This is a genomic window from Pseudoalteromonas sp. US3C1013 (assembly GCF_048401115.1).
Classification (GTDB): Bacteria; Pseudomonadota; Gammaproteobacteria; order Enterobacterales; family Alteromonadaceae; genus Pseudoalteromonas; species Pseudoalteromonas undina.
This window is the reverse complement of record NZ_CP183075.1, coordinates 3230001-3252818: the sequence shown is the minus strand read 5'-3', so window position 1 is coordinate 3252818 and position 22818 is coordinate 3230001. Positions and strand designations below refer to the sequence as shown.

The 22818-nt window shown below is 40.2% G+C and carries 21 protein-coding genes, 2 tRNA genes and 2 rRNA genes (1 of these 25 cut by a window edge); 12 read left to right on the top strand and 13 right to left on the bottom strand.

Features of this window, described 5'->3' with window-relative positions:
• Positions 1 to 275 precede the first annotated feature (275 nt).
• The 5 genes from ACNSN2_RS15185 to ACNSN2_RS15165 all read left to right on the top strand — a co-directional run bounded on the left by ACNSN2_RS15185 (position 276) and on the right by ACNSN2_RS15165 (position 3275).
• Positions 276 to 1070 carry a YggN family protein gene (locus ACNSN2_RS15185; protein ID WP_418607987.1) on the top strand — a complete coding sequence of 265 codons (795 nt, stop codon included), beginning with the start codon at positions 276 to 278 and terminating at the stop codon, positions 1068 to 1070.
• 760 nt (positions 1071 to 1830) lie between these two features.
• Positions 1831 to 1971 carry a hypothetical protein gene (locus tag ACNSN2_RS15180; RefSeq protein ID WP_010392563.1) on the top strand — a complete coding sequence of 47 codons (141 nt, stop codon included), beginning with the start codon at positions 1831 to 1833 and terminating at the stop codon, positions 1969 to 1971.
• Between the two features lie 221 nt (positions 1972 to 2192).
• Positions 2193 to 2283 (top strand) — tRNA-Ser (locus tag ACNSN2_RS15175).
• Between the two features lie 54 nt (positions 2284 to 2337).
• Positions 2338 to 2430 (top strand) — tRNA-Ser (locus tag ACNSN2_RS15170).
• 356 nt (positions 2431 to 2786) lie between these two features.
• Positions 2787 to 3275 (top strand): RNA-binding protein, encoded by a 489-nt coding sequence (locus tag ACNSN2_RS15165; protein ID WP_418607985.1) that lies wholly within the window; start codon positions 2787 to 2789, stop codon positions 3273 to 3275.
• On the opposite strand, the gene ACNSN2_RS15160 is transcribed toward ACNSN2_RS15165, so the two are convergent.
• The gene (locus ACNSN2_RS15160; protein ID WP_418607983.1) at positions 3259 to 4383 is read right to left on the bottom strand and encodes an aminotransferase class V-fold PLP-dependent enzyme; all 1125 of its coding nucleotides are present in this window, start codon (positions 4381 to 4383) and stop codon (positions 3259 to 3261) included. The genes ACNSN2_RS15165 and ACNSN2_RS15160 overlap by 17 nt on opposite strands.
• A 1-nt stretch (position 4384) precedes the next feature.
• Positions 4385 to 5554 (bottom strand): PrnB family protein, encoded by a 1170-nt coding sequence (locus tag ACNSN2_RS15155; protein ID WP_418607981.1) that lies wholly within the window; start codon positions 5552 to 5554, stop codon positions 4385 to 4387.
• 135 nt (positions 5555 to 5689) lie between these two features.
• Between ACNSN2_RS15155 and ACNSN2_RS15150 the strand changes: the two genes are divergently transcribed.
• The 3 genes from ACNSN2_RS15150 to ACNSN2_RS15140 all read left to right on the top strand — a co-directional run bounded on the left by ACNSN2_RS15150 (position 5690) and on the right by ACNSN2_RS15140 (position 10177).
• Positions 5690 to 6145, top strand: a complete 456-nt coding sequence (locus tag ACNSN2_RS15150) for an Lrp/AsnC family transcriptional regulator (protein WP_010392556.1) — start codon at positions 5690 to 5692, stop codon at positions 6143 to 6145.
• Positions 6146 to 6218: 73 nt separating this feature from the next.
• A complete protein-coding gene (locus tag ACNSN2_RS15145) occupies positions 6219 to 8945 on the top strand; it encodes an ATP-binding protein (RefSeq protein ID WP_418607979.1) in 2727 nt (908 codons plus the stop codon).
• A gap of 92 nt (positions 8946 to 9037) precedes the next feature.
• Entirely contained in the window at positions 9038 to 10177 is a 1140-nt protein-coding gene (locus ACNSN2_RS15140) for a GNAT family N-acetyltransferase (protein ID WP_418607977.1), read from the top strand.
• Here the strand turns inward: ACNSN2_RS15140 and ACNSN2_RS15135 are convergent.
• Positions 10154 to 10744: a DUF938 domain-containing protein gene (locus tag ACNSN2_RS15135; RefSeq protein ID WP_010392551.1), complete on the bottom strand. Its 591-nt coding sequence runs from the start codon at positions 10742 to 10744 to the stop codon at positions 10154 to 10156. The two genes, ACNSN2_RS15140 and ACNSN2_RS15135, sit on opposite strands and share 24 nt — an antisense overlap.
• 193 nt (positions 10745 to 10937) lie before the next feature.
• On the opposite strand from ACNSN2_RS15135, the gene ACNSN2_RS15130 reads away from it, so the two are divergent.
• The 4 genes from ACNSN2_RS15130 to ACNSN2_RS15115 all read left to right on the top strand — a co-directional run bounded on the left by ACNSN2_RS15130 (position 10938) and on the right by ACNSN2_RS15115 (position 13758).
• Entirely contained in the window at positions 10938 to 11123 is a 186-nt protein-coding gene (locus ACNSN2_RS15130) for a hypothetical protein (protein ID WP_008113269.1), read from the top strand.
• Positions 11124 to 11339: 216 nt separating this feature from the next.
• The gene (locus tag ACNSN2_RS15125; RefSeq protein WP_418607975.1) at positions 11340 to 12719 is read left to right on the top strand and encodes a class II fumarate hydratase; all 1380 of its coding nucleotides are present in this window, start codon (positions 11340 to 11342) and stop codon (positions 12717 to 12719) included.
• A 108-nt stretch (positions 12720 to 12827) separates the two neighbouring features.
• Positions 12828 to 13346 (top strand): hypothetical protein, encoded by a 519-nt coding sequence (locus ACNSN2_RS15120; protein WP_418607974.1) that lies wholly within the window; start codon positions 12828 to 12830, stop codon positions 13344 to 13346.
• Positions 13347 to 13356: 10 nt separating this feature from the next.
• Positions 13357 to 13758 (top strand): hypothetical protein, encoded by a 402-nt coding sequence (locus tag ACNSN2_RS15115; protein WP_418607972.1) that lies wholly within the window; start codon positions 13357 to 13359, stop codon positions 13756 to 13758.
• A gap of 15 nt (positions 13759 to 13773) precedes the next feature.
• On the opposite strand, the gene ACNSN2_RS15110 is transcribed toward ACNSN2_RS15115, so the two are convergent.
• From ACNSN2_RS15110 to ACNSN2_RS15065, 10 genes are all read right to left on the bottom strand, one after another.
• Positions 13774 to 13959: a hypothetical protein gene (locus ACNSN2_RS15110; protein ID WP_021033113.1), complete on the bottom strand. Its 186-nt coding sequence runs from the start codon at positions 13957 to 13959 to the stop codon at positions 13774 to 13776.
• A 63-nt stretch (positions 13960 to 14022) separates the two neighbouring features.
• Positions 14023 to 14343 carry a hypothetical protein gene (locus ACNSN2_RS15105; protein WP_010392540.1) on the bottom strand — a complete coding sequence of 107 codons (321 nt, stop codon included), beginning with the start codon at positions 14341 to 14343 and terminating at the stop codon, positions 14023 to 14025.
• Complete coding sequence (locus ACNSN2_RS15100; protein ID WP_010392538.1) at positions 14340 to 14978, bottom strand: DUF4178 domain-containing protein; 639 nt, start codon at positions 14976 to 14978, stop codon at positions 14340 to 14342. Before ACNSN2_RS15100 ends, ACNSN2_RS15105 begins: the two co-directional genes overlap by 4 nt.
• Positions 14979 to 15049: 71 nt before the next feature.
• Positions 15050 to 15742, bottom strand: coding sequence for a PspA/IM30 family protein (locus ACNSN2_RS15095; RefSeq protein WP_055013441.1), 693 nt, complete (start codon positions 15740 to 15742; stop codon positions 15050 to 15052).
• A gap of 89 nt (positions 15743 to 15831) precedes the next feature.
• Positions 15832 to 16245 carry a YjfI family protein gene (locus tag ACNSN2_RS15090; protein WP_008113284.1) on the bottom strand — a complete coding sequence of 138 codons (414 nt, stop codon included), beginning with the start codon at positions 16243 to 16245 and terminating at the stop codon, positions 15832 to 15834.
• Positions 16246 to 16325: 80 nt separating this feature from the next.
• The gene (locus ACNSN2_RS15085) at positions 16326 to 18047 is read right to left on the bottom strand and encodes a polyamine aminopropyltransferase (protein WP_418607969.1); all 1722 of its coding nucleotides are present in this window, start codon (positions 18045 to 18047) and stop codon (positions 16326 to 16328) included.
• Between the two features lie 4 nt (positions 18048 to 18051).
• Positions 18052 to 18951 (bottom strand): DUF350 domain-containing protein, encoded by a 900-nt coding sequence (locus ACNSN2_RS15080; protein WP_075170889.1) that lies wholly within the window; start codon positions 18949 to 18951, stop codon positions 18052 to 18054.
• Positions 18952 to 18976: 25 nt separating this feature from the next.
• Positions 18977 to 19909 (bottom strand): CHAD domain-containing protein, encoded by a 933-nt coding sequence (locus ACNSN2_RS15075; RefSeq protein ID WP_418607966.1) that lies wholly within the window; start codon positions 19907 to 19909, stop codon positions 18977 to 18979.
• A 365-nt stretch (positions 19910 to 20274) separates the two neighbouring features.
• Positions 20275 to 20389, bottom strand: a 5S ribosomal RNA gene (gene rrf / locus ACNSN2_RS15070).
• A 137-nt stretch (positions 20390 to 20526) separates the two neighbouring features.
• Positions 20527 to 22818, bottom strand: a 23S ribosomal RNA gene (locus ACNSN2_RS15065); it runs 593 nt beyond the window's last position.

The following is a 22818-nucleotide window of genomic DNA, read 5'->3' as shown; positions in this document are numbered from 1 at the left end:
CACATAGCTATCCTAAATAGTCTCTGTGTCAGTATTGTGAATAAATAGCGTTAAATTTGAATTGTGGAAAGTGAGAGTTTTTTATCGTATCGATAAATTTTATTTATTAGCATTTAATTGTTGGTTATTTTGACCATATTTTAGTATTTTCAATGAGTACACTTTCGACTTTAAAGCATTCAAAAAATCTCAAGCCATTGTTTTAAAACATTAAAAATAATTGGCATCAAACTTGTTATAAGTTAATTATCATCAGCAAAAAGCAGAGAATAAACATGAAAAAATTATTATTAATTAGCGCGATAATGTGCGCTCCAGTAGCAATGGCTCACAATACTAGCGACTCTTCAATTTCATTTAGTAACGATGAATGTAACGTTGAATTTAAGAACGATGTGCGCATCAAACCTAATGAATTAGAAATTTTTAAAGCCAATAATCAGCACATGCTATTTACCGCTGAAGGTGAGCTGTCTATCAATGGCGAGCAAGTAGCATTAAATAGTGCACAGCGCCAAGCAATGACCGACTACACAGACAATTTACGCGTGCAATTACCTGAAGTGGCCAATATTGCCCTTGAAGGGGTTAAAATTGCAGGTGTAGCATTAGAAGAAGTTGCAAATGCGTTTAATATTAACGGCCTCGATAATATTTCAGCCTTAATGGACGATATTCATCAAGAGGTTGAAAGCACCTTTTATCAGCAAGGTACTTTTGTAATGGGTCAACAAAGCTTTACTCAATTTGGTGAAAACTTTGAACAGCAGTTTGAAAAGCAAATAGAAACAGCAGTTGAATCAGCAGTAATGGAATCAATGGGCAGCATTTTAGTGGCATTGGGCTCTGAGTTAATGAGTTCAGGCGGTGACATGCAAGCATTTGAAGAGCGCATGGAAAATATGGGCGCACAAATAGAAGAAAAAGTAGAGCTGCATGCCAAAACACTTGAAAAGCGTGCAAATTCATTATGTGATGATTTTGTTGAAATAGCACAACAAGAAACGCAACTAACCGCTCAAGTTCCTGCATTAAAAGGCTATGAGCTATTTACTATTAAACAGCACTAATAGAATAATACCCCGCATTAATCTCCCTTTGCGGCATTTGCTTTTAAGCTATGCCGCATTTTGCCTTTTATGCCCGATTTAAAACCATTTAACTCAAATAATAGACTGTTGAGCGGATCTACTCTTGCTGTGCAGCATTGTTTTGTGGCTTCATAGTAAAATACAAACCAAAGTATAATCTTCGCTTCGCTCTAGAATAGTTAAAATGCCACCCAAGCTGATGATTGTAAGCCCAAATTGCAAACATAATTAAACCCATCTTTTTAGATTTATATTCATGAGATGGTACGTTCCCCAGTTAGAAGCGTTTTAAAACGCAACTAACTCCAAAGTGCCTAGTAACCTAGGCACTTTTTTTATAATTTAAAAACCTCGCAACACTATTTTTATCGTTTATTTACTGCTCTTATCTGATAAATAATTAACCACCTATAAATAACATGTTAAATCTTTGAACAAAGCAAAGTTAAGCCCAACCAATACAAAATAATTTAATCTGAATAAATATTCAAAAAACTCTTTTTATAAACAGTTTAAACTCAAAAAAACCGAAAAGACCCCATATAAAAGTGACATAGCAATGAGCCCAGATGAATAATTATACAAAAAATAATAAACCAGTAGTTGAACGACAAATTAATAAAACGATTTCGGATTAAAAAAACTAATACTTCACCAGTAATTTTTATCGCTTTATTTTTAACCACCCTGCGTGCAAAATGCACATGTTTTCAACAGACACAACCATGGAGCGAATAAAATGAACCCAATTAATACACTTAACCAAACAGCCACAACTCACGTTGCCGTTAAGCCAACTAATCGCAAAGCAAAAATGCTAGCTAAACTTAACCGTTACGGAAAAAAATTAGCACTTGGCGGTGCAATTCAATACAAATAATCACCCAACCATGATTTTGTATTGTTGCAGCAAACACCCAACCTCTAATGAAGACTCTTCTTTAGCTCCTCCTGTTTGCTGCCAGCCACCTCATAGCTAAAAATCACCTTAAATCTTCATTATTTATAAAAAAAACCGCATTTACGCTCACTTTTTAAGCAAACGATCTTTTTGCTATTTACACAGACTACTCTCCTAAGTATTATCCTGCATCACGACGTGGAGAGATGGCAGAGTGGTCGAATGCACCGGTCTTGAAAACCGGCAGGGGTTTATAGCCCCTCTAGGGTTCAAATCCCTATCTCTCCACCACTTATTTTTATTAATTGGTTTTATCCCGATTAATAATACGCAGAATAATGCGTCGGAGAGGTGTCCGAGTGGCCGAAGGAGCTCCCCTGCTAAGGGAGTATAGAGTTTGTAGCTCTATCGAGGGTTCGAATCCCTCCCTCTCCACCATTACTGAATATAAACCACTTAATTGTGGTTTTTTTGTGCCTGAATTTTAACCCCGTTAAAAACTGGGAGGGTGAGAACCCTCGACAGGGTTCGATAAAATGTCTGGAACAGTTTCGGCCGCTGCAAGCGTCGCGTAGCGATTGATTACATGGATGTAAGCAAGTCTATCCCTCCCTCTCCACCATTACTGAATATAAGCCACTTAATTGTGGTTTTTTTGTGCCTGAATTTTAACAACCTATGGAATTGTTCGTTTTGGAAGGCATACTTGACTTAGGCTATTAAATTAAACAAATTGTATGGTGTTACAACTTAGTGCATTATAAATGGTACTTTAAACCAGCTTAGGTTTAACCATGGCAAAGCTAATATTACTTCTGTGTTTTTTTGGTGCCTGCACTGTCAGCATGGCAAATGAAGTGACGGTTTTTAAATGCACCATTAAAGGGGTGCCGACTTTCAGTCAAACTCCATGCGCTAAAGACGCTAAAGTGATCACGCTTAAAAACGTCAACATTATGCAAACCAATGCATTGCAATCTGAAAATGCCCTAGTTATCGATACCTCAGTTGATGACTACCTTGAGGTGCAACAAATAGAGCGCGATATTGTGCAGCTTGAGCTTAAAATAAAGCAATACCAACAAGAATACGCACAAAAAAAACAGCAAGTCGGTTACATGACCCAAGATAAAGCAAATCGTTTAGGCGCTAATTCGATTGCAGATGCAATTGCTACAGAAACTGCGGTACTTAAACAAAGATTTGAACCGCAAATAAAACAAGCACAACAACAAATAGCGGCACTCACTCAAAAAAAACAACAGCTTAATCAGCAGCCTTAATTACCTTTTTCACCGTAGCAATAAACACTTGTATCTCTGACGCTGTATTGTATATGTGCGGTGAAATACGAATACCGAGTTTGCGCACATCCACACTTATGTTTGCTGCCTCCAATGCCGCTAATACGGTTTGTTGATGCTCTGCAAAATCTAAAATAGCGGTACCACTGCACTGATCTTTATCGTTTGGCGATACTAAAAAAGCCGTCAGCTGCTGCTGAAGTAACGTTAACAACGCTAAATTATGCGCTCTCACTTTATCCACACCAAACTGGGCAATATATGCAATGCTATCAGCGGCAATAACATAAGGGAGTATAGAAGGCGTACCGCCCCAAAACCTAAGTGTTTTAGCGTTATATTGAAAATGCGTAATATCAAACTCGAATGGATTTTGATGTGAAAACCAACCAACATCTTTTGGTTCACATTGCGTTATTTGCTTTGGATTTACCCATAAATAGGCCGCACCTGGCCCCCCGCATAACCACTTCACACTTGAGCCAATCATAAAATCGGCATTTAACGCCGTTAGATCGACAGGGATAACCCCTGCCGATTGCGCCACATCAATTATTGAGAGTGTATTCGTGACTTTACTAAGCGCCACAATATCGTTTAAAGGAGCTTGTACACCCGTATTAGAATAAACATGACTAACAAACACACCATCAATCTCTGGGGTTAAATATCGCTGCCATACCTGCCTATCACTTAGATCTTCATGCTCGGGGATGAAACGTATTGTTGCACATGCAGGGAGTGCTTTTTGCATTACAAACCCCATACTTGGAAAGTCGGCCTGCGCCATTAATACCGTGCACTGTGGTTTATTAAATACGGGGTGCGACATAAGCAATTTAGTTAAACCACTAGATAAGTTAACCTGAGGACAAAACTGCTCACTTGGCGCATTAAATAGCCGCCCTAATGCACCCGTAAAATTTTCTATAGCTGGTAGCCATTGCTGCCATGGCTCTTTAGCACTTTCCTGCCAAGGAGTAAAAAACTGCTCAGTAGCATTTTCTAAAGTACTTTTTAGAGGACGACCAACAGAGTGGCTTAATAAATAGCAGCCCCTTGGCATACAAAAATCATTTTTAGCCATATTAGTTAATCCACTGTTTTAGCGTATTTAAGTCATCAAAACGCGTATTAATATCGTCTCGCTTAGCTGCTGCACGTCTATCCCTTAATTTAGCTAAGGAATCTAGCAGTACCGGTAAAGGTGGTCCACTGGCAGTTACTTTGCTTATATGCTGTTGTTGCATTTGCAGTGACGGTTGGGCAATAAACTTCTCAACCAACTGATTATGATGACCGATAGCGGTGTCACCATGTAATTTACACACTTGTATAAATAGTTTGCCGTGCTTTTGAAACCACTCTGTGTGTTTATATTGCTCGGCTTTTAAGAAGTCATCCATAAAGCTTTGCATACGCATGGCTTCTCGCAATATTTGTTGGTCCTCTGGCATCATATATAAAAATTTATCCACCAGCATTTGTGAGTAACTCGGCTCATTGGCACTGCAAAGCCCTAACAGCATATCAATAACATTAATGCCGGCAAAATCTCCCGCATTTGCACCACGGTAAACCTCTTTACCTACCCGGTAAGGCTTGTAGTATGGGCGTACACAATTAAAAAAACGCTCGGTATTAAGTTGAGTATACAAGGCATTATTCGACGCTATTACATCAATAAGTGCCGTTTTAACCACCTCAAGTAGTTCAGCCGTGACTGGGTGTGAAATACCTAATGGCAGTATTTTTAGTAAAGCATCACTCGCGCGCTTATACGCTAAAATACCTTGGGTGTTGTAATCTAAAAACAGAGCTTCATCATCAAGATTTGTAAACCGTTTATAGGTGCCATTAATGGCTTTATTATGAGTGGTTAAATGTGCGGTGGCAAAACGAGGAGTTACTCCAATAGAAGCACCAATATGCATAGCAAGCGCCGATGCTTCTATCAGCGGTGAACTATTCTCTCTGCTTGGCTCTGTAATTTCATGTCTACGACAAGCCGCCATAAACAAACCGACATTACCAAGTAAATCAAATGCGCTATCAAATCCTTCGTCGGTATTACCTTCGGCTAATAAATCGCTGATCAACGCATTACCTTGCTCTTTCAAGGTCTGCTTTAAGTTATCCCCAACCCCTTCAACATTTGCTTTATCATCTTGTTGCCAATACAACTCTTCTAACTGAGAGTTTAGAGCAACAAACTCAGACCTAATCCAATTATCAAATTTAGCGGTGTAAGAACTCATAACTTTATCCTGTTATTATTATTTTTAATGCTAGCAAAGATCCCAGAGGTTAAAACGCTAAAAAAAATAGTAAAAGCAGTTATTGTTAGCAATAATCACTATTACTAGACATATAATTAATAAGATTCTATAGCCATGTTAGATAATAAAGATCAGCAGCTACTCGTTGCCTTGCAATCGCAAGCCCGAATGTCGGTATCAGAATTAGCCAATACCATTAATCTCTCGGATACTCCTACTCTAAGGCGCATTAAAAAACTTGAGCAAGAACAGGTTATTATTGGTTATCACGCAGCTATTAACCCTAAGTCACTCAATCTTAATGTACTGGTTTATGCTTTCGTGCGACTGTGTCAAAACTCAGTGAGTGCTGCACAACAGTTTGAACAACATGTAGAAAAACTACCGCATGTACTTGAGTGCTCAGTGATCTCAGGCAGCCACGACTATTTATTAAAAATTATCTCTCAGGATTTAGAAAGTTATGAGCAGTTTGTAAAGCACCAACTGGGAAGCTTAAGCTGTATCGCCAACATAGAATCAACCGTTGTATTAAAGCAGTCATTTAGTAAAAAACAGTTACCACTTTAAAAAATAATACTATTTAGTACTGATTCGCTATACTGAGATTCAACTATAAAAATAATATTAAACAAGGATGCATGTGAAGATTTTTCGTTCAACATCCAGTTCTTTTGCTTTTTACATATTGTTTGCGGTTGCTTATTTTGCAACTGGTAAGTTATTAACTAATTTTGCCTTTCAATCACAAGTAATCCCTATCTGGCTCCCTGCAGGTATTGCCCTAGTTGGCTGTTTTATCTGGTGGTGGCGTTTTATTCCAGCATTATTTATTGCCTCTGTCGCCTTTAATTTAAGTACCGGTGATAACGTTATTACTGATCAAGTTTTAATTGGCAATACATTAGAACAGGTGTTACTAATCGGCTTTGGTGCTGTACTACAAGGGATGATTGGCGCAGCTTTTTTAAAATACTGGCTAGGTCATCCGCTGTTCTTAAAGAAGCGCCAATCAATAATTTATTTTATTTTTATCGTTGGTATTGTCGTTAGCCTAATATCGGCCAATATTGGCGTCTATGCTTTAAGTCAGTTTAACCCTGCTTACAGTATTGATAATCATTGGAGAAATGTTACTTTTTGGTGGCTTGGTGATTCTCTTGGTGTGCTGATCGCAACTCCTTTTATATTGGCGTTATTACAACCTAAATTTAAACGACATTACTTCACCCCACTACCTACCATCGCAGTTTGCTCGGTATTATTCATCTCTGTAGCTTTTACCACAAAGCTATATAATCAAGAGAGTTATTCAAATGCGATACAAATTGCCAAACGCGAAACATCTATCATTGAAAACAGTTTACTGAGCAATTTAAACCTCAGTCAAATAACCGTACAAAGCCTTGCAAGCCAAATACAATCAACACCGACTTTAAGCAAGCAAGAGTTTGATATTTACAGTGCTCAACTATTGGCTGAGCATTCATTTATTAAAGCATTTTCATGGAACCGCAAAATTAACCAGGCTCAGGTCAGTGACTTTAACAAACAGCTTGATGAAATTTATAATACACACAACTTTGCTCCGAGCATTAAAGGCGCCCCATTATCAAACAACGATCCATTGGTGATTATCACTTATATTGCTCCTTTGTCAGAAAACCAATCCGCCATAGGTTTTAATCTCAACTCTCGTAAAGATCGTCGTGAGACTTTACTCGATCCACGTATCAAAAATCGCCCTGTCGGTACTAAAATAATTCAATTAGTTCAAACACAGCGACCTGAACCCGCGTATTTATTATTTTCTCCTGTGTATCAACAAAATAATGAGATTGCATCAATTAAAGGCTACGCAACAGGCGTATTTTTAGTGAAAAACATACTTGCTCAATCGCTTACCAAAGCACAAAATAAAATGTTTAATATCGCTATTTATGAAGCCAATGCTATTAATCCGTTTTATTCAAACGTCGAAAACAAACCAACTAAAAGCAATAAACTTACAACTATCGAAATTAATTTTGCAGGACAAACATGGCTAGTAGATTTAGCGATTAAAGATGAATTCTTACCGCATCAAACTAATAATATGACACTCTTTTTACTTATTTTACAGGTCATTGTAAGCTCACTCATTTTACTTATATTACTGTTGTTTAATCATCAACACCTTGCACTTTCACGTTTGGTAGCAGAGCGTACTCGCTCTCTCGTTAAGGCTAAACAGCATTCTGATTTGGCAAATCAAGCTAAAAGCCGGTTTTTAGCAAATATGAGCCATGAAATTCGCACCCCGCTTAACGCTGTGATCGGCTTTTCAACCTTAGCTAAAAATGAAGATAGTCCTGAAACTCTTTCTGATTATTTAAATAAAATTAATTTAGCATCTAACTCATTATTAAGTTTAATCAATGATGTACTCGATATCTCTAAAATTGAATCACAAAAACTAACCTTAGAAGTTGCTCCTTTTGATTTGAATGCTCTTCTTGCTCGGATCAGTAGCATGTTCGAGCAAAGCGCTGAACAAAAAGGTATTAACTGGAAAGTTGATAACCAATTACCAACCGACATTTGGTTTGAAGGTGATGTTATGCGAATTGAGCAAATTTTATTAAACCTGTGTAGTAACGCTATTAAGTTTACTTACGAAGGTGAAGTAAGTATTAGCGCATACAGCAAGGAGATCGCCGATAAACGTCATCAAATTACCTTGGCTATTAGGGACTCGGGTATCGGTATTGCCGCTTCAGAGCAAAGTAAATTATTTGATGCATTCACCCAAGCTGATAGCTCAACATCACGTAAGTTTGGTGGTACAGGGCTTGGTTTGGCAATCGCAAAAGAACTTAGCTTATTAATGTCTGGAGATATCAAAGTACAAAGTGAGCCAGGTAAAGGCTCCACTTTTACTCTGTCTGTCGAGTTAAATACCTGTGCTGTACAACAAGTAACGGCGAAGCACTCGCAACAGCATGTTGATTTAAGCAAACTAAAAATACTGGTTGCAGAAGATAACAGCGTCAATCAATTAGTGATAAAAGCAATGCTTAGCTCTTTGGGGATCACCCCAACATTGGTTGAAAATGGAGAGTTGGCAGTAGAACAAGTTAAAATAAATGACTTCGATTTAGTGTTAATGGATTGCCAAATGCCAGTTATGGACGGTTACCAGGCCACCGCATTGATACGGAAAACTAAAAGTGCTGAACAATTACCTGTGATCGCCTTAACCGCTGATGTAATGCCTGAAGATAAAGCCAATGCCTTAGCAATTGGTTTTAACGAACATCTTGCAAAACCTCTCGAACTCGATAAGCTCACACAATGCTTATCTCAATATATCGAGCAGGATGAACCATAAGGTTTTATCCAAAATAGAAAACCGAATATGGCTGTCGAATTATTATCAAAATTAACAAGTAACACACAGACAACAGTAGTAGGCAAAGCATTATGAGCCACTTTTCTCACAGTTGGTTTAATAGTATTAATCAAATTGATGCTACACAGTGGCATCAATTTTTTGGTAATGACCCATTCACCCAACATGCTTTTTTATACGCACTTGAGCAAAGCCAATGTGTAAGTGCTAAAACAGGTTGGCAGCCTCATCACTTAGCCGTTTATGAAGGCGATAAACTCATTGCGCTTGCCCCTGGCTACTTAAAAGCGCACTCCTACGGTGAATATGTATTTGACTGGGCATGGGCTGAAGCTTATGAAAAAAATGGCTTAGATTATTACCCTAAATGGCTATGTGGTATTCCCTTTAGCCCGATTGAGGGACAAAGAATACGTATTATGCATAGCAATCCAAAGCTCGTGTATAAGTACATAACAGAGCAACTTAATAGCCACTGCGCAGAACAGGCATGGTCAGGCTGGCATGTAAACTTTTGCGACAAAGCACAAGCCACCCACCTTTATGATATCGGTGCTATGCGAAGAATCGGCGTGCAGTTTCAATGGTTTAATAATAACTTTAAAGATTTTGACGATTTTTTAAAAACCTTTAATGCCCGAAAGCGTAAAGCCGTTAAAAAAGAGCGCGCTAAAATCACAGAGCAAAATATCAGTATTGAATGGCTCAAAGGCGAGAAAATCACTACCGCTACAATGCAGCTTTTTTGTGAGTTTTATCAACGCACTTATTTAAAACGATCGGGTCATTTAGGCTACTTAAACAGTGATTTTTTTAGCTTGTTACACGCTTTAATGGCTGACAAATTGCTCATTATGCTAGCCAAAAGAGACCAGCAAGTAATTGCCGCCACCTTAAGCTTAATTGATGATAATACCCTTTACGGCCGCTATTGGGGTGCTAGTGAAGAGATAGATTCGCTTCACTTTGAGCTGTGTTATTACCAAGGGATTGATTATGCTATTAAGCATAACATTCAGTGCTTTAATGCTGGGGCACAAGGAGAGCATAAAATCGCTCGTGGTTTTCAACCGGTAATCACTTACTCTGCCCATCACATTGTTCACCCCGATTTTAATAATGCCATTGCAGATTACTTAGAACGCGAATGCCAACATATCGAAGTTTACAAACAACAATGTAGCACTTTATTGCCGTTTAAAAATGAGTAACTGATTATTTGCAGGCATCGCAGTATCGCTGAGTAACTTAAGCCCATATTGGACTGCGAGCTGCTCAACCGCTTCGAAATCACGAATACCACTAAGCGGATCGCGACTTTGCAATAAACTATTAAATTCATCATTACTGGGGCTGGTAAACTCCCCTTTATATTTGAAAGGGCCATATACACACACCACCCCTTGCTGGTTTAAGTGCTGATTTACTCCAGCAAAAAAACGCGTAATTAACTCCCAGCTCACTATGTGAAAAGTATTAGCAGTATATACCGCATCCACTTTATTTACTGGCCAAGAATAGTTTAGATCAAGTAATAAAGGCGGATGCAAGTTTGCCAGTTGCACCTCATCATGCCATAACTTTATTCCTTGATGATTAACCTCTCGATCACTGGTATACCATTGTAAATGTGGCAATTTTTTGGCAAAGAAAACACTATGCTGACCCGTCCCCGAGCCTATCTCAAGTACTGATGCTGCATTTTGCAATGCAGGCTGCAAAGCCTTAAGTATATGATTTTTATTATTTTCGCAGGCTTGTGAAAACGGTTTGGTCATACTGATGCACCTAAATTGCAAATGAATGCACAATAGTAAAACAAATTTCAGCTATTCTGTCGTGAGTAAATTGACCAAAATAATAAAATAACATCAATTTCAATACGTTAAATTATCTTTACCGAGCTGGTACGCTATATGCTTTTATTAAATTACTCACTTAATGAGTACTAAACTACAAAAGGATAACATTATGTATATTTCACCTTATACCGCAGTAGATGCTGCAATGGCAGTTACAGACAAAAGCCTAGATAAAACGAGTTATGAAACAGATTGTAGAGCAACGGTTATCGACTTACTTTCTCATGTAAAAAATACTCAAAAGGCACAAAACAAACATGAAACAGACCAAATATTTATTCTTGGCTACAATTAAAATTCTGTTTAGCCTTGTAACCGGCTGTTTATATAAATACATCATTTAAGTCGACTTAAAATCAGTTTAAGTCGACTTTTTAGTTTTAATCCCACTTGTTAACTTGCCTTGACGCCCTCTACTTTTTAGCTATACCGTTGTAAATAGTAATAACAGCACCATATCTTTTTATATAGCGTAGTTAAATGTCATATATTCTCTTTTATAGGAGTACTAATGAGTAACTTTAGAACAGAATCAGATAGCATGGGCACACTCAACGTGCCCGCTGACGCACTTTATAAAGCACAGACCCAACGCGCCATTAATAACTTTACGATCAGCAGCCTCACAATGCCGCAACAATTTATTATTGCCTTAGCGTATATCAAGCAAGCTGCTGCAATAGCCAATTTCAAACTAGGTCATTTAGATAAAACGAAAGCAAATGCGATCGACCATGCCTGCCAAGAAATTATTGATGGTAAGCATTATGAGCATTTCCCCGTTGATATTTTTCAAACTGGCTCAGGTACTAGCTCAAATATGAATGCTAATGAGGTCATTGCGAGCTTAGCCTCAAAACATGCTAACCAAGATATTCACCCAAATGACGATGTGAATATGGGGCAAAGCTCTAATGACGTTATTCCCACTGCGATTGCTTTGAGTAGTGCGATCAGCGTTGATAAAAAATTACTGCCAGCACTAGCAAATTTAGCAGACGCCTTAGAGCAAAAAAAAGCAGACATCGGCCACATAGTTAAAACTGGGCGCACTCATTTAATGGATGCAATGCCAATAACTTTTGAGCAAACACTCAGCGCATGGCAATCGCAGGTAAAGCATGCAGCTAGCGGTATTGAGCATGCACTAATACGTGTCTGTGAGCTAGCGCAAGGTGGCACAGCAGTAGGTACAGGTATTAATGCCGACCCACAATTTGCCGCTCTATTTGCCACACAGCTAACTGAAAAGGTAGGGATTCAATTTACCCCTAGCGATAACTTTTTTTATAATATTGGATCACAAGATGCGATTGTCGCTTTATCAGGACAGCTAAAAGTCTATGCAGTTGCACAAATGAAAATAGCCAACGATTTACGTTGGATGAACTCAGGCCCACTTGCGGGACTTTCAGAAATTGAACTTGAAGCATTACAGCCTGGCTCATCAATTATGCCGGGTAAAGTGAATCCGGTGATCCCAGAAGCCGCTGCAATGGTTAGCGCCCAAGTCATTGGTAACGACGCAACCATTACGGTTGCAGGCCAAGCTGGCAACTTTGAGCTTAACGTAATGCTGCCGGTAATCGCTTACAATATTTTGCAAAGTGCCGAGATACTCGCTAATAGCGCGCAAGCGTTGGCAGATAAAGCCATTGCTAGCTTTAAAGTTAATCAAAATCAGATTGATAAAGCATTAACTAAAAACCCGATTTTAGTGACTGCGCTTAACCCTGTTATTGGCTACGAAAAAGCAGCAAAAATTGCTAAGCAAGCTTATCAGCAAGCACAGCCAATTATTGATATCGCTGAGCAAGAAACCGACTTATCGCGATCAGAATTAGAGGCATTACTCAATCCAGCTAAATTAACGCAAGGCGGGTTAACTTAAAAACTCTCCTTATCACCTCTTTAATATGTTGATAGTAGAGTTTTTATTGCTGTAATGAATGCACAGTGTATGATAGTGATGAATAATTCATCACTATCAGGAACGATTATGCGTACTCCATTACTCGCTCTACTGCTACCGCTTTGCTTAACGGCGTGCTTAGAAACAACCTCAAATAAAACTGAGCAAACTAAAACCAATGCGGTAGAAAATACGTCTACGCCGATACCGCAACAAAAATTACCACAAGCGAATAAGCAAAATAAAATAGCACAGCCATTACCAGCTGATGCAGCAAAAGAAGTGTCGCTTAATGATATTAAAACAGCAAAAGATAAGCTAAACAGCCTCATAGCAGATAAGCAATGTTCAACGAGTTCACAGTGTAAAGTGAATGCTGTTGGTAGCCGTGCCTGCGGTGGGCCGAGCGATTATATTGTGTACTCGACACAAAGCGCCCCCCAAAAACAGGTTTCAGCCCTAAGCGATACAATTACTCAATTGGAAAGTACTTATAATGCGCAAAAAGGCATGATGAGTATTTGCCAACATTTAACTGCGCCTAGTACCCAGTGCGTTGAAAATAAATGTGTTAAACTTGAAGGCTCTGCGGTAAGTGTATTTTAAGGATTAGATTATGAGTTGTTTGTCATCCGTAATTAAACTATCAGCTGCCAGTGTTGTCATGACTATACTACTTAGCGGTTGCAGTAGCGCACTAACACCAAGCACAGCTCAAAACGCGAGTGAATCTGTTTTAAATACTCAGCTTAATGAGCTTACAAGTAATAAAAGCTGCACAGCCAGTTATCAATGTAAGGTGTTAGGTGTTGGCTCGCGTGTCTGTGGGGGACCGAGTAAGTATGTTGTGTATTCAACATTAAATAATTCTCAAAAGCATGCCGAGCAATTAGCACAAAAAATCACTCAGCAAGAACAAAAAAATAACACTGCGCTTGAGTTCGATGACTGTTCACCAGTGCTAGAAGTTCACTCTTTATGTATTGATAACCAATGTAAAACCGTTAATTACCAGTAGCAGTTCGTTTCGGTGTTAATTTAATAGTGGTATTAACACCGAAATAACCACTACCATGAAAATACATACACCAGCCTTAAAAATGTATTCCAAAGGCATGTTCTTTTGTACCCAATAAGCATATATAAAACGCACAAAGTAGCTTGCCGCTGTGCCAAATAACGCAAACATAAGTAAGTAGGCAATCAATATAATATTCACAGCTGCACTTCTTTAGAAATAATAACCTCAGTGTAAGTATTTTATATAAAGAAGGCAAAAGGGTTACTTAGTCTTTTTTGTATGCTCAATGAGTAGATCTGCTACCTGTTGCTTTACCGCTCTTTTATCATCTACTGCAACTTCAAACCGACTAGCCAATTGCGCTATTTCATCATCATTTAAATTAAACGATAAACGCTGCCGTGTTTTTTTAGACTTTACATCAAGGCCTAAAATTTTGCGGATCATATCTGAGGGAGTAAGTTCTTGGTCGATAGCTTGTTTTTTTATCGACTTTTGTACCTCACTACTCAAATCAAAGGCCATTTGCGTGGCGCGCACAGCTTGCTCTTGGCGCAACCACTTGTCTTTAGCATCACTCACTGGGCATCTCCAGGAAACAAGTCAACAATATCGCTAATTGGGCGAGTTAATGTCAGTGATACTTCTGTTTCACCTCCCTCCCAAATTTCGATATTAACGCTATGCCCTTCATCGGGTGACGCTAAACAAATCATTTCACAGGGTTCACCACCGTCTTGCTCATAGCGAGGTAGCGCTTGGCCACGAAAATCTTTATTATGAAAATAACATACATAAGGTGATTCGCTTTGTTGATAACTTCCAGCTAAAAACTGCATAAAGCGCTCAGGCGTATTTTTAACTGTAATATGCGTTAACGATTCTTCATCAAAAATACGTGAAAACTCATCCAAACCAAATACTTCATCAACATCATCACGCTGAATCTTTATTGAGAAATTAGCCCACTGCTCACCATCGTTTTGTTCTATTTGTAAAAACACCACTTGGCCTGTGTTAGTTTCAAGTACGAATTCAGTATCACTACTATGTTGGTACTGATACGTTTGCACATCAATAACGCGAAGTGTTTGGCCTTTGAGCCATGCAGGATAAGCAAACGAGTCAATCACTGTAAACATGTCACCTTTTTTAAGGTCACTCGCGTGATTAAGCTGACGTTCTGGCTTTTTTTTAGATTTGAAAAAATTAAACATATAAGGTGCCTCTGTAAGCAAAAAAGGTAACGGAGCAAAACTCGGTTACCTTTTTAATATGGTTCTAAATGTTAGCTATTTTGCTTCGCTTTAATGCGCGCTAGAATATCAGCACTTTTTGGATTGGTATCACCAATACCTGCTTCAGCCATTTTAGCTTTTAAATCATCGCCATTAACATCTGCTTCTAGAGACTTTGCAGCACCTAATTGATCAGTACGGTCTTGTTGGCGTTGCTTAATACGCTCAAGCGATTGACGCGCCGACGTCATCGACGAGCTATTAGTATTAAGCGTGCTATTTACAGCCATTGTCGCTTGTTGAACGCTTTCTGTGGTTTTAACCATAGTAAGCTGACGCTGGTTTTCTTTAATTGATTTTTCAGCATCTTTAACTTGCTGCTTCAACGTCACTATGTGATTAGTAAAGCCCGCTAACACTTGCTCGTGTTCGGCTTTCTCAGCTTCAAAATCACCAATTTTTTCTGCAATTTCTAATGCTAATGCTTCATTCCCTTTTTCAAGGGCTTGACCTGCATACGCTTCGTGCTCAGCAATTGATGCATCTACTGCGCTAATTTTACGTTTGGTTTGCATCTCTTTAGCCATTACTTCTGTCAGGCTTTTTTTAGCACGATTCAGTGCATTTTGTGCATCGGCAATTTCTTGTTCAAAAATACGAATACCATTCGCATCAACAATTGCTTCGCCCGCTTCACGCGCGCCGCCACGTACCGCTGTAAATAATTTTTTTAAAATACTCATAATCTTAACTCCAAAAACTTGTTTATATCCTATTAGGTAAAGTGAGAGCCATATACTATTTGCTATCAGTACTTACCTAGGCGGGTATCCTAATCGTTTAAATACAATGTCACGGCTTCTAGTGCATCAATTGCGTTATCAGCTAATGTCACTAGTTCGTGGGTAACGTCATCTAATGATGAATTTACCGAAAGTGCACCAAAAATCGCGTATTTATTATCAATTTTAGCAAATGCACTTAGCGGAATTGGCACGTTTAAACGCAGTAGTGTTTCGTTTAACTCGTCGCGTAACTCGCTTTTTACTTCGTCTTCACCAAACAAGTAGCTAATACATAATAATTGCTCTTGTGTTTGGGTAACAAAAATTGGAAGCTCATCGTTTCCATCAACAATGACTTGTAAAACATCTTGCTCACCTGGATTGGCAATCAAGAAAGACTCAAAGTTAGCCCCCTCAGTTTCAAAAGACGCTAATTTTATTGAAAGTTCATTTAATTCCATGTCTCTGCCTTTTTGTCGTTTGACATATTATGTCTGAGTTAAGATTCGCATGGTCGACATATTATGTCAACCATGTTTTATTAGTTTTTATACAATTCACTTTCTATTTGCCAAGCAGCTCGGTAATAATCATATAAGCGACCAGAGCCTAACCTATTGACTTCAATATCGTTAACTTGTTCAAAATAGTTATTAGGAAATGCAAAACTGGCTAATAAATATTTTTTACTAATCCACCGAGATGGCACTGGCATATCCGTTATATTGCTAATACGTGCACTTGGTGATTGACCCATTTTAGTAGCAATAGTCCACCCCCACTGACCAAACGAAGGGATGTTTTGCTGATATTGCTCTACATAATTAAAACCTGCGGCTTTCACCGTTTTAGCAATACTTAAAAATGCCTTTTTCGCATGATAAGGCGAGGTTGACTGTACCGCCATAGCACCATCAGGTGCCAATAATTGGCGCACATGGTTATAAAAATAGTCGCTATACATCTTATTCAGATCGGGATGATTAGGGTCTGGCAGGTCAATTAGGATAGTATCGAACTGCTTTGACTGATCCAGTAGCCTCTCAACTTCTAAAAATGCATCACCCACAATAATATTTGCTCGGGGGTCATGCATCGATTCATTATTGAGTGCCACTAATCGCTGTCTAATATCATCAGGCGGTGTGTATTTGTTATCTTTATGACCAAATAAATTGAGTAGCTGTCCATCTAAATCAATTAAAGTTACTTCCTCAACCGGCCACTTTAATACATCACGCATGGCCAATCCGTCACCGCCACCAATAATCAAAATACGGTCATGACGATTAGATGCGAGCATTGCAGGATAAACAAGCATTGAGTGATATATTTGCTCATCAATACTTGAGAACTGCAAACGACCATTTAAGTATAGGTCGGTGATAGGCTGTGGCTGATTTTTACTTAAGCGTTCGGTTAACACCACATGCTGGTATTTCGTTGCTTGGGAATAAATAACTTTATCTTTGTATAGTACGTTACTTAGGTTATCCATCCAGCTACTACCAAACTGCAAAATAAAAGCGAATAGCACCAGCAGTAATATATGGCAAACCAATAGCAACTTAGCAAAGCGTACATAGCTATGGTAACGCCATAAAAAGGCAAGGCCGGCAATAATATTAAATAGCGCTGTCCAAGCGGCGGCTTGCATTATTGGCATCGCGAGCATAATACTCACCCAAATTGCCGCGCCAATACCAGCGCCAATATAGTCAGCTCCATATATAGTGCCGGCGTTATTTTCTAAAAAACGTCCATAAACATGCTGGCGAATACGCGCAATAAGCGGTATTTCCATACCAATAAATAGCCCTAATATTAAGCCAAATACATAAGGTAAAAAGCGAGACCACTCTTGCAGCTTTTGAAACACGTAACCATTAAGAATAACGTCAGGGGGAATATTAAAAATACTTGAGAATAGATGAGGGAGTGAATAACTAACAGCAATGATACTGGCAATGGCTAATATACACCCCATACCTATGAGCGCAATAATGCTTTCTAGCCAGGCAAATGCGGTAAAGGCATCTTTAAACCAACGCGCTAAAAATGCACCCATCCCCATAGCTACAATCATAGTGCCTATCATGGCGTAAATTGCACTCTCAACTGAGCCTAGTACTCGGCCAGCATAATGAGAAAGTAAGTATTCATAAATAAGGCCGCATCCTGCGAGTACGGCCATAACAGTGATCAGTAAAATATCATGCCCAAGTAAATTAAATTTACTTGGGGAAGCTTGAGTTGATGACACGTGATTATGCACCCAGTAGTGTGGCCATAGTGATCCCGACAGCAAATGACACAGCTGCGGAAATAGCGGCAACACCCACATTCTTTTGGCGATTCACTTCATCTGAAATATTACATCCAGCAAGAATGATTTTAATCGTCAGTAAGTGCAGTAAAATGAAAGCAACCAAACAAACAACGGCACTTAGCGCCCAGTAAAGTAAACTCGCGTTAATATTATCGGCAGCATAGGGAGCAATACCTGTTGCAGCAGTAATGGCTAATGCACTACCAATTAAAAAGCCGGCATAGCGAACACCTACTGCTAAATTACCATCAACAATGGCTTGTTGTAGGCAATCACCGCTTTTATTGGTGCGTTTAAATAACTGCACTCGGTATTGGCTTACTAAAAGCAGTACCACACTACCAATCACAAAAGCGGCAATCACAATAGGAATGCCATGCCAGCCTTCGGTAGCAACCCACAATAGTGCAGAGCGAATAACCACTGCAACACTAACTACATGGCCAAAATCAATAATTGACGCAGTAACGTTACCTTTGACTATTTCGTTATGTAAGCTTACTTTACGCAATGCCACTTTATCTTGAAAAAAGTGACCCAGCTTTATAAGCAAAATTGCTAATGCACCATAGCCAAGCATTAACAGAGCTTCTTTTTGTAACGTAGCAGCAAAAGCACCACTACTTACACCCGTTAATACAATCGCAAGGGCAACTAAGCCAGCGGCAAAGCTTATTCCGAATGCAAAGTTATCTCGCTCGGTAATTTCATCATTAGCATGTAAATTAGACACCCAACCTTTAATATACTTTAGGCTCACAAACAGTAAGATGATAATTGCAAAGTCTACTGACAGTGCTTGCAAAGACCACATAGTTATTCCATTAAATTCATACATATTATTCTAACTCCAACGTTATTCTTTACTTACCACGACTTACGCCGCGCGAGGTTCTGCTACTGCTATTACGAACCGATCCTGAATTATTGCTATAACTACTCGCTCTTGAGTAACTGCTGCGACTTTTAGGCGGCGTATAACTGCTGCGACTCAAACCTGATGCACCTGTTTTTTTACTCGCATAAGGACTAGTAAACTGCTTGCCTTGGCGTTGGTAAGATTGTCGTGTACGTGTTTCTAATGCACTTTGGGTTTTTATTTGTTTAGGGCTTGAGTAACGAGTACGACCATAGTCATTGTAGTAACTATACTTGCGGCGTTTACTCCAACTTCCGTATTCAACTCGGTCAAATACATCACCCAAAATACGGTACATGCCGTACCATTGCCAAAAACTAATACCGCTACTATTCGTTTGCCAATTACCATAGTTAGGATTACCTACCATTTGGTTACCAACCCCTTGGCCTTCAGCTTTTTGGCTTATAGCACCAACTCGTGCCAAAGAGCCATTCGACATATCCGCAAGCATATTAATAGGATCGGTTAAGGCATCAGAAAATAACGTTGGCTTTACTGCCTCTCGCAATAAATCAATATTGTATAGCGTATCTTCGTAAGGAGGGATTAAGTAATTACCCTTAATGTCATCAAGGCGCTGGGTTAAACCACTATAAAGCGCTCCCTGGCGTGTGGCATCAAGGCTAACAACATCAACAACTTTACTGAGTTCAGGTTGTTGCTGTTTAAGGATACGACTGTATTCTTTAAGAATAGTCGCATTGCGTATACTGCCATTATCAAGTGCTTTACCAAGCTGAGTAAGCTCGACATCGGCCTTTTTAATGGACTCTTGAATTGTTTGTTGTAGCTGTTCTTCTTTAGATTGACAACCAATCAGTGCTGTAAACAAACAAAACAGGCTGAGAAGTTTCCAAGCTTTTATATTCGACATTCATGTCACCTGATTTACTAAATTATCCTAGATAGTTTTACACAGGACAGTTATTAAACCAACAATGAAATTGCAACAAGATGATAATTTAGGGACTAGTTTAAAGATGCAATGAGAATAACTAAGATCAGTAAAGAGAGAGTGCTGATGGTAATACTTCAAAACTAAGGGCTTTAGGCTTAACACTGACTTGGATTTGGAGTAAGTATACTACTTTGCAGCGACAGCGCAGTAGTATGTCGTGGGATTGGGTCTGTTCAATTCTCTTCCTTTAACCTAATATCTTTCAGCTCGAACCTTCTTTTTACTTTATTCCAGACGTAAAAAAGCCCGACTCTTTCGAATCGGGCTTTCTTGTATTTGGAGCCTGGTAATGTCCTACTTTCACATAACAAATGCTACACTATCATCGGCGCTGTTTCGTTTCACTACTGAGTTCGGCATGGGGTCAGGTGGGTCCAAAACGCTATTGTCACCAAGCAAATTTGGGTGTCAGTCCGTATCGCTACGCACTAACTAAAATTTGGAATTTCTGATAATAAAGTCTTCTAGTATCTACTTTAGTCTATTAACTTCTTCGCTTGTTTCACTATCACATAAAACGCGTTTGGCGTTGTATGGTTAAGCCTCACGGGTAATTAGTACAAGTTAGCTTAATGGCTCACACCACTTCCACATCTTGCCTATCAACGTTGTAGTCTTCAACGGCCCTTCAGAGACTTTAAAAGTCTAGTGAGAACTCATCTCGAGGCCTGCTTCGCGCTTAGATGCTTTCAGCGCTTATCAGTTCCGAACGTAGCTACCGGGCAATGCCATTGGCATGACAACCCGAACACCAGCGGTTCGTTCACTCCGGTCCTCTCGTACTAGGAGCAACCCCTCTCAATTCTCAAACGCCCACGGCAGATAGGGACCGAACTGTCTCACGACGTTCTAAACCCAGCTCGCGTACCACTTTAAATGGCGAACAGCCATACCCTTGGGACCGACTTCAGCCCCAGGATGTGATGAGCCGACATCGAGGTGCCAAACACCGCCGTCGATATGAACTCTTGGGCGGTATCAGCCTGTTATCCCCGGAGTACCTTTTATCCGTTGAGCGATGGCCCTTCCATTCAGAACCACCGGATCACTATGACCTACTTTCGTACCTGCTCGACGTGTCTGTCTCGCAGTTAAGCTGGCTTCTACCATTACACTAACCGTACGATGTCCGACCGTACTTAGCCAACCTTCGTGCTCCTCCGTTACTCTTTGGGAGGAGACCGCCCCAGTCAAACTACCCACCAGGCACTGTCCGTAACCCCGATTCAGGGGCCAACGTTAGAACATCAAAACTACAAGGGTGGTATTTCAAGGACGACTCCACAAAAACTAGCGTCTCTGCTTCTAAGTCTCCCACCTATCCTACACATGTAGGTTCAATGTTCAGTGCCAAGCTGTAGTAAAGGTTCACGGGGTCTTTCCGTCTAGCCGCGGGTACACAGCATCTTCACTGCGATTTCAATTTCACTGAGTCTCGGGTGGAGACAGCGTGGCCATGGTTACACCATTCGTGCAGGTCGGAACTTACCCGACAAGGAATTTCGCTACCTTAGGACCGTTATAGTTACGGCCGCCGTTTACCGGGGCTTCGATCAAGAGCTTCTCCGAAGATAACCCCATCAATTAACCTTCCGGCACCGGGCAGGTGTCACACCGTATACGTCATCTTGCGATTTTGCACAGTGCTGTGTTTTTAATAAACAGTCCCAGCCACCTGGTCACTGCGGCTCCAATCAGCTTAGAGAGCAAGTCTCATCACCAATCGGAGCGTACCTTCTCCCGAAGTTACGGTACGATTTTGCCTAGTTCCTTCACCCGAGTTCTCTCAAGCGCCTTAGTATTCTCTACCTGACCACCTGTGTCGGTTTGGGGTACGATTCGGTATAATCTGAAGCTTAGAGGCTTTTCCTGGAAGTATGGCATCAGCAACTTCATCACCTTGGTGACTCGTCTCGTGTCTCAGCCTAACAGCAACCCGGATTTACCTAAGTCACTAGCCTACACACTTTCACATGGACTACCATCGCCATGCTTGCTTAGCCTGCTCCGTCCCCCCATCGCAATTATACCAAGTACGGAAATATTAATCCGTTTCCCATCGACTACGCCTTTCGGCCTCGCCTTAGGGGTCGACTTACCCTACCCTGATTAACATGGGATAGGAACCCTTGGTCTTCCGGCGTGCGGGTTTTTCACCCGCATTATCGTTACTCATGTCAGCATTCGCACTTCTGATACGTCCAGCATACCTCCCGGTACACCTTCAACCGCTTACAGAACGCTCCCCTACCACTCAGAATAAATTCTGAATCCGCAGCTTCGGTGCATAGTTTAGCCCCGTTACATCTTCCGCGCAGACCGACTCGACCAGTGAGCTATTACGCTTTCTTTAAAGGATGGCTGCTTCTAAGCCAACCTCCTGGCTGTCTGGGCCTTTCCACATCGTTTCCCACTTAACTATGACTTTGGGACCTTAGCTGGCGGTCTGGGTTGTTTCCCTCTTCACGACGGACGTTAGCACCCGCCGTGTGTCTCCCGGATATTACTTTACGGTATTCGGAGTTTGCAAAGGGTTGGTAAGTCGGGATGACCCCCTAGCCTTAACAGTGCTCTACCCCCGTAAGTATTCGTCCGAGGCTCTACCTAAATAGATTTCGGGGAGAACCAGCTATCTCCCGGTTTGATTAGCCTTTCACTCCTAACCACAGGTCATCCCCTAACTTTTCAACGTTAGTGGGTTCGGTCCTCCAGTTGATGTTACTCAACCTTCAACCTGCCCATGGCTAGATCACCGGGTTTCGGGTCTATACCTTGCAACTATTCGCCCAGTTAAGACTCGGTTTCCCTACGGCTACCCTAATCGG

Bases quoted from the DNA above. Each gene is read 5' to 3' on its own strand.
- ACNSN2_RS15185 (WP_418607987.1), top strand. From the start codon at position 276: ATGAAAAAATTATTATTAATTAGCGCGATAATGTGCGCTCCAGTAGCA.
- ACNSN2_RS15180 (WP_010392563.1), top strand. From the start codon at position 1,831: ATGAACCCAATTAATACACTTAACCAAACAGCCACAACTCACGTTGCC.
- ACNSN2_RS15165 (WP_418607985.1), top strand. From the start codon at position 2,787: ATGGCAAAGCTAATATTACTTCTGTGTTTTTTTGGTGCCTGCACTGTC.
- ACNSN2_RS15160 (WP_418607983.1), bottom strand. From the start codon at position 4,383: ATGGCTAAAAATGATTTTTGTATGCCAAGGGGCTGCTATTTATTAAGC.
- ACNSN2_RS15155 (WP_418607981.1), bottom strand. From the start codon at position 5,554: ATGAGTTCTTACACCGCTAAATTTGATAATTGGATTAGGTCTGAGTTT.
- ACNSN2_RS15150 (WP_010392556.1), top strand. From the start codon at position 5,690: ATGTTAGATAATAAAGATCAGCAGCTACTCGTTGCCTTGCAATCGCAA.
- ACNSN2_RS15140 (WP_418607977.1), top strand. From the start codon at position 9,038: ATGAGCCACTTTTCTCACAGTTGGTTTAATAGTATTAATCAAATTGAT.
- ACNSN2_RS15135 (WP_010392551.1), bottom strand. From the start codon at position 10,744: ATGACCAAACCGTTTTCACAAGCCTGCGAAAATAATAAAAATCATATA.
- ACNSN2_RS15130 (WP_008113269.1), top strand. From the start codon at position 10,938: ATGTATATTTCACCTTATACCGCAGTAGATGCTGCAATGGCAGTTACA.
- ACNSN2_RS15125 (WP_418607975.1), top strand. From the start codon at position 11,340: ATGAGTAACTTTAGAACAGAATCAGATAGCATGGGCACACTCAACGTG.
- ACNSN2_RS15120 (WP_418607974.1), top strand. From the start codon at position 12,828: ATGCGTACTCCATTACTCGCTCTACTGCTACCGCTTTGCTTAACGGCG.
- ACNSN2_RS15115 (WP_418607972.1), top strand. From the start codon at position 13,357: ATGAGTTGTTTGTCATCCGTAATTAAACTATCAGCTGCCAGTGTTGTC.
- ACNSN2_RS15100 (WP_010392538.1), bottom strand. From the start codon at position 14,978: ATGTTTAATTTTTTCAAATCTAAAAAAAAGCCAGAACGTCAGCTTAAT.
- ACNSN2_RS15095 (WP_055013441.1), bottom strand. From the start codon at position 15,742: ATGAGTATTTTAAAAAAATTATTTACAGCGGTACGTGGCGGCGCGCGT.
- ACNSN2_RS15090 (WP_008113284.1), bottom strand. From the start codon at position 16,245: ATGGAATTAAATGAACTTTCAATAAAATTAGCGTCTTTTGAAACTGAG.
- ACNSN2_RS15080 (WP_075170889.1), bottom strand. From the start codon at position 18,951: ATGTATGAATTTAATGGAATAACTATGTGGTCTTTGCAAGCACTGTCA.
- ACNSN2_RS15075 (WP_418607966.1), bottom strand. From the start codon at position 19,909: ATGTCGAATATAAAAGCTTGGAAACTTCTCAGCCTGTTTTGTTTGTTT.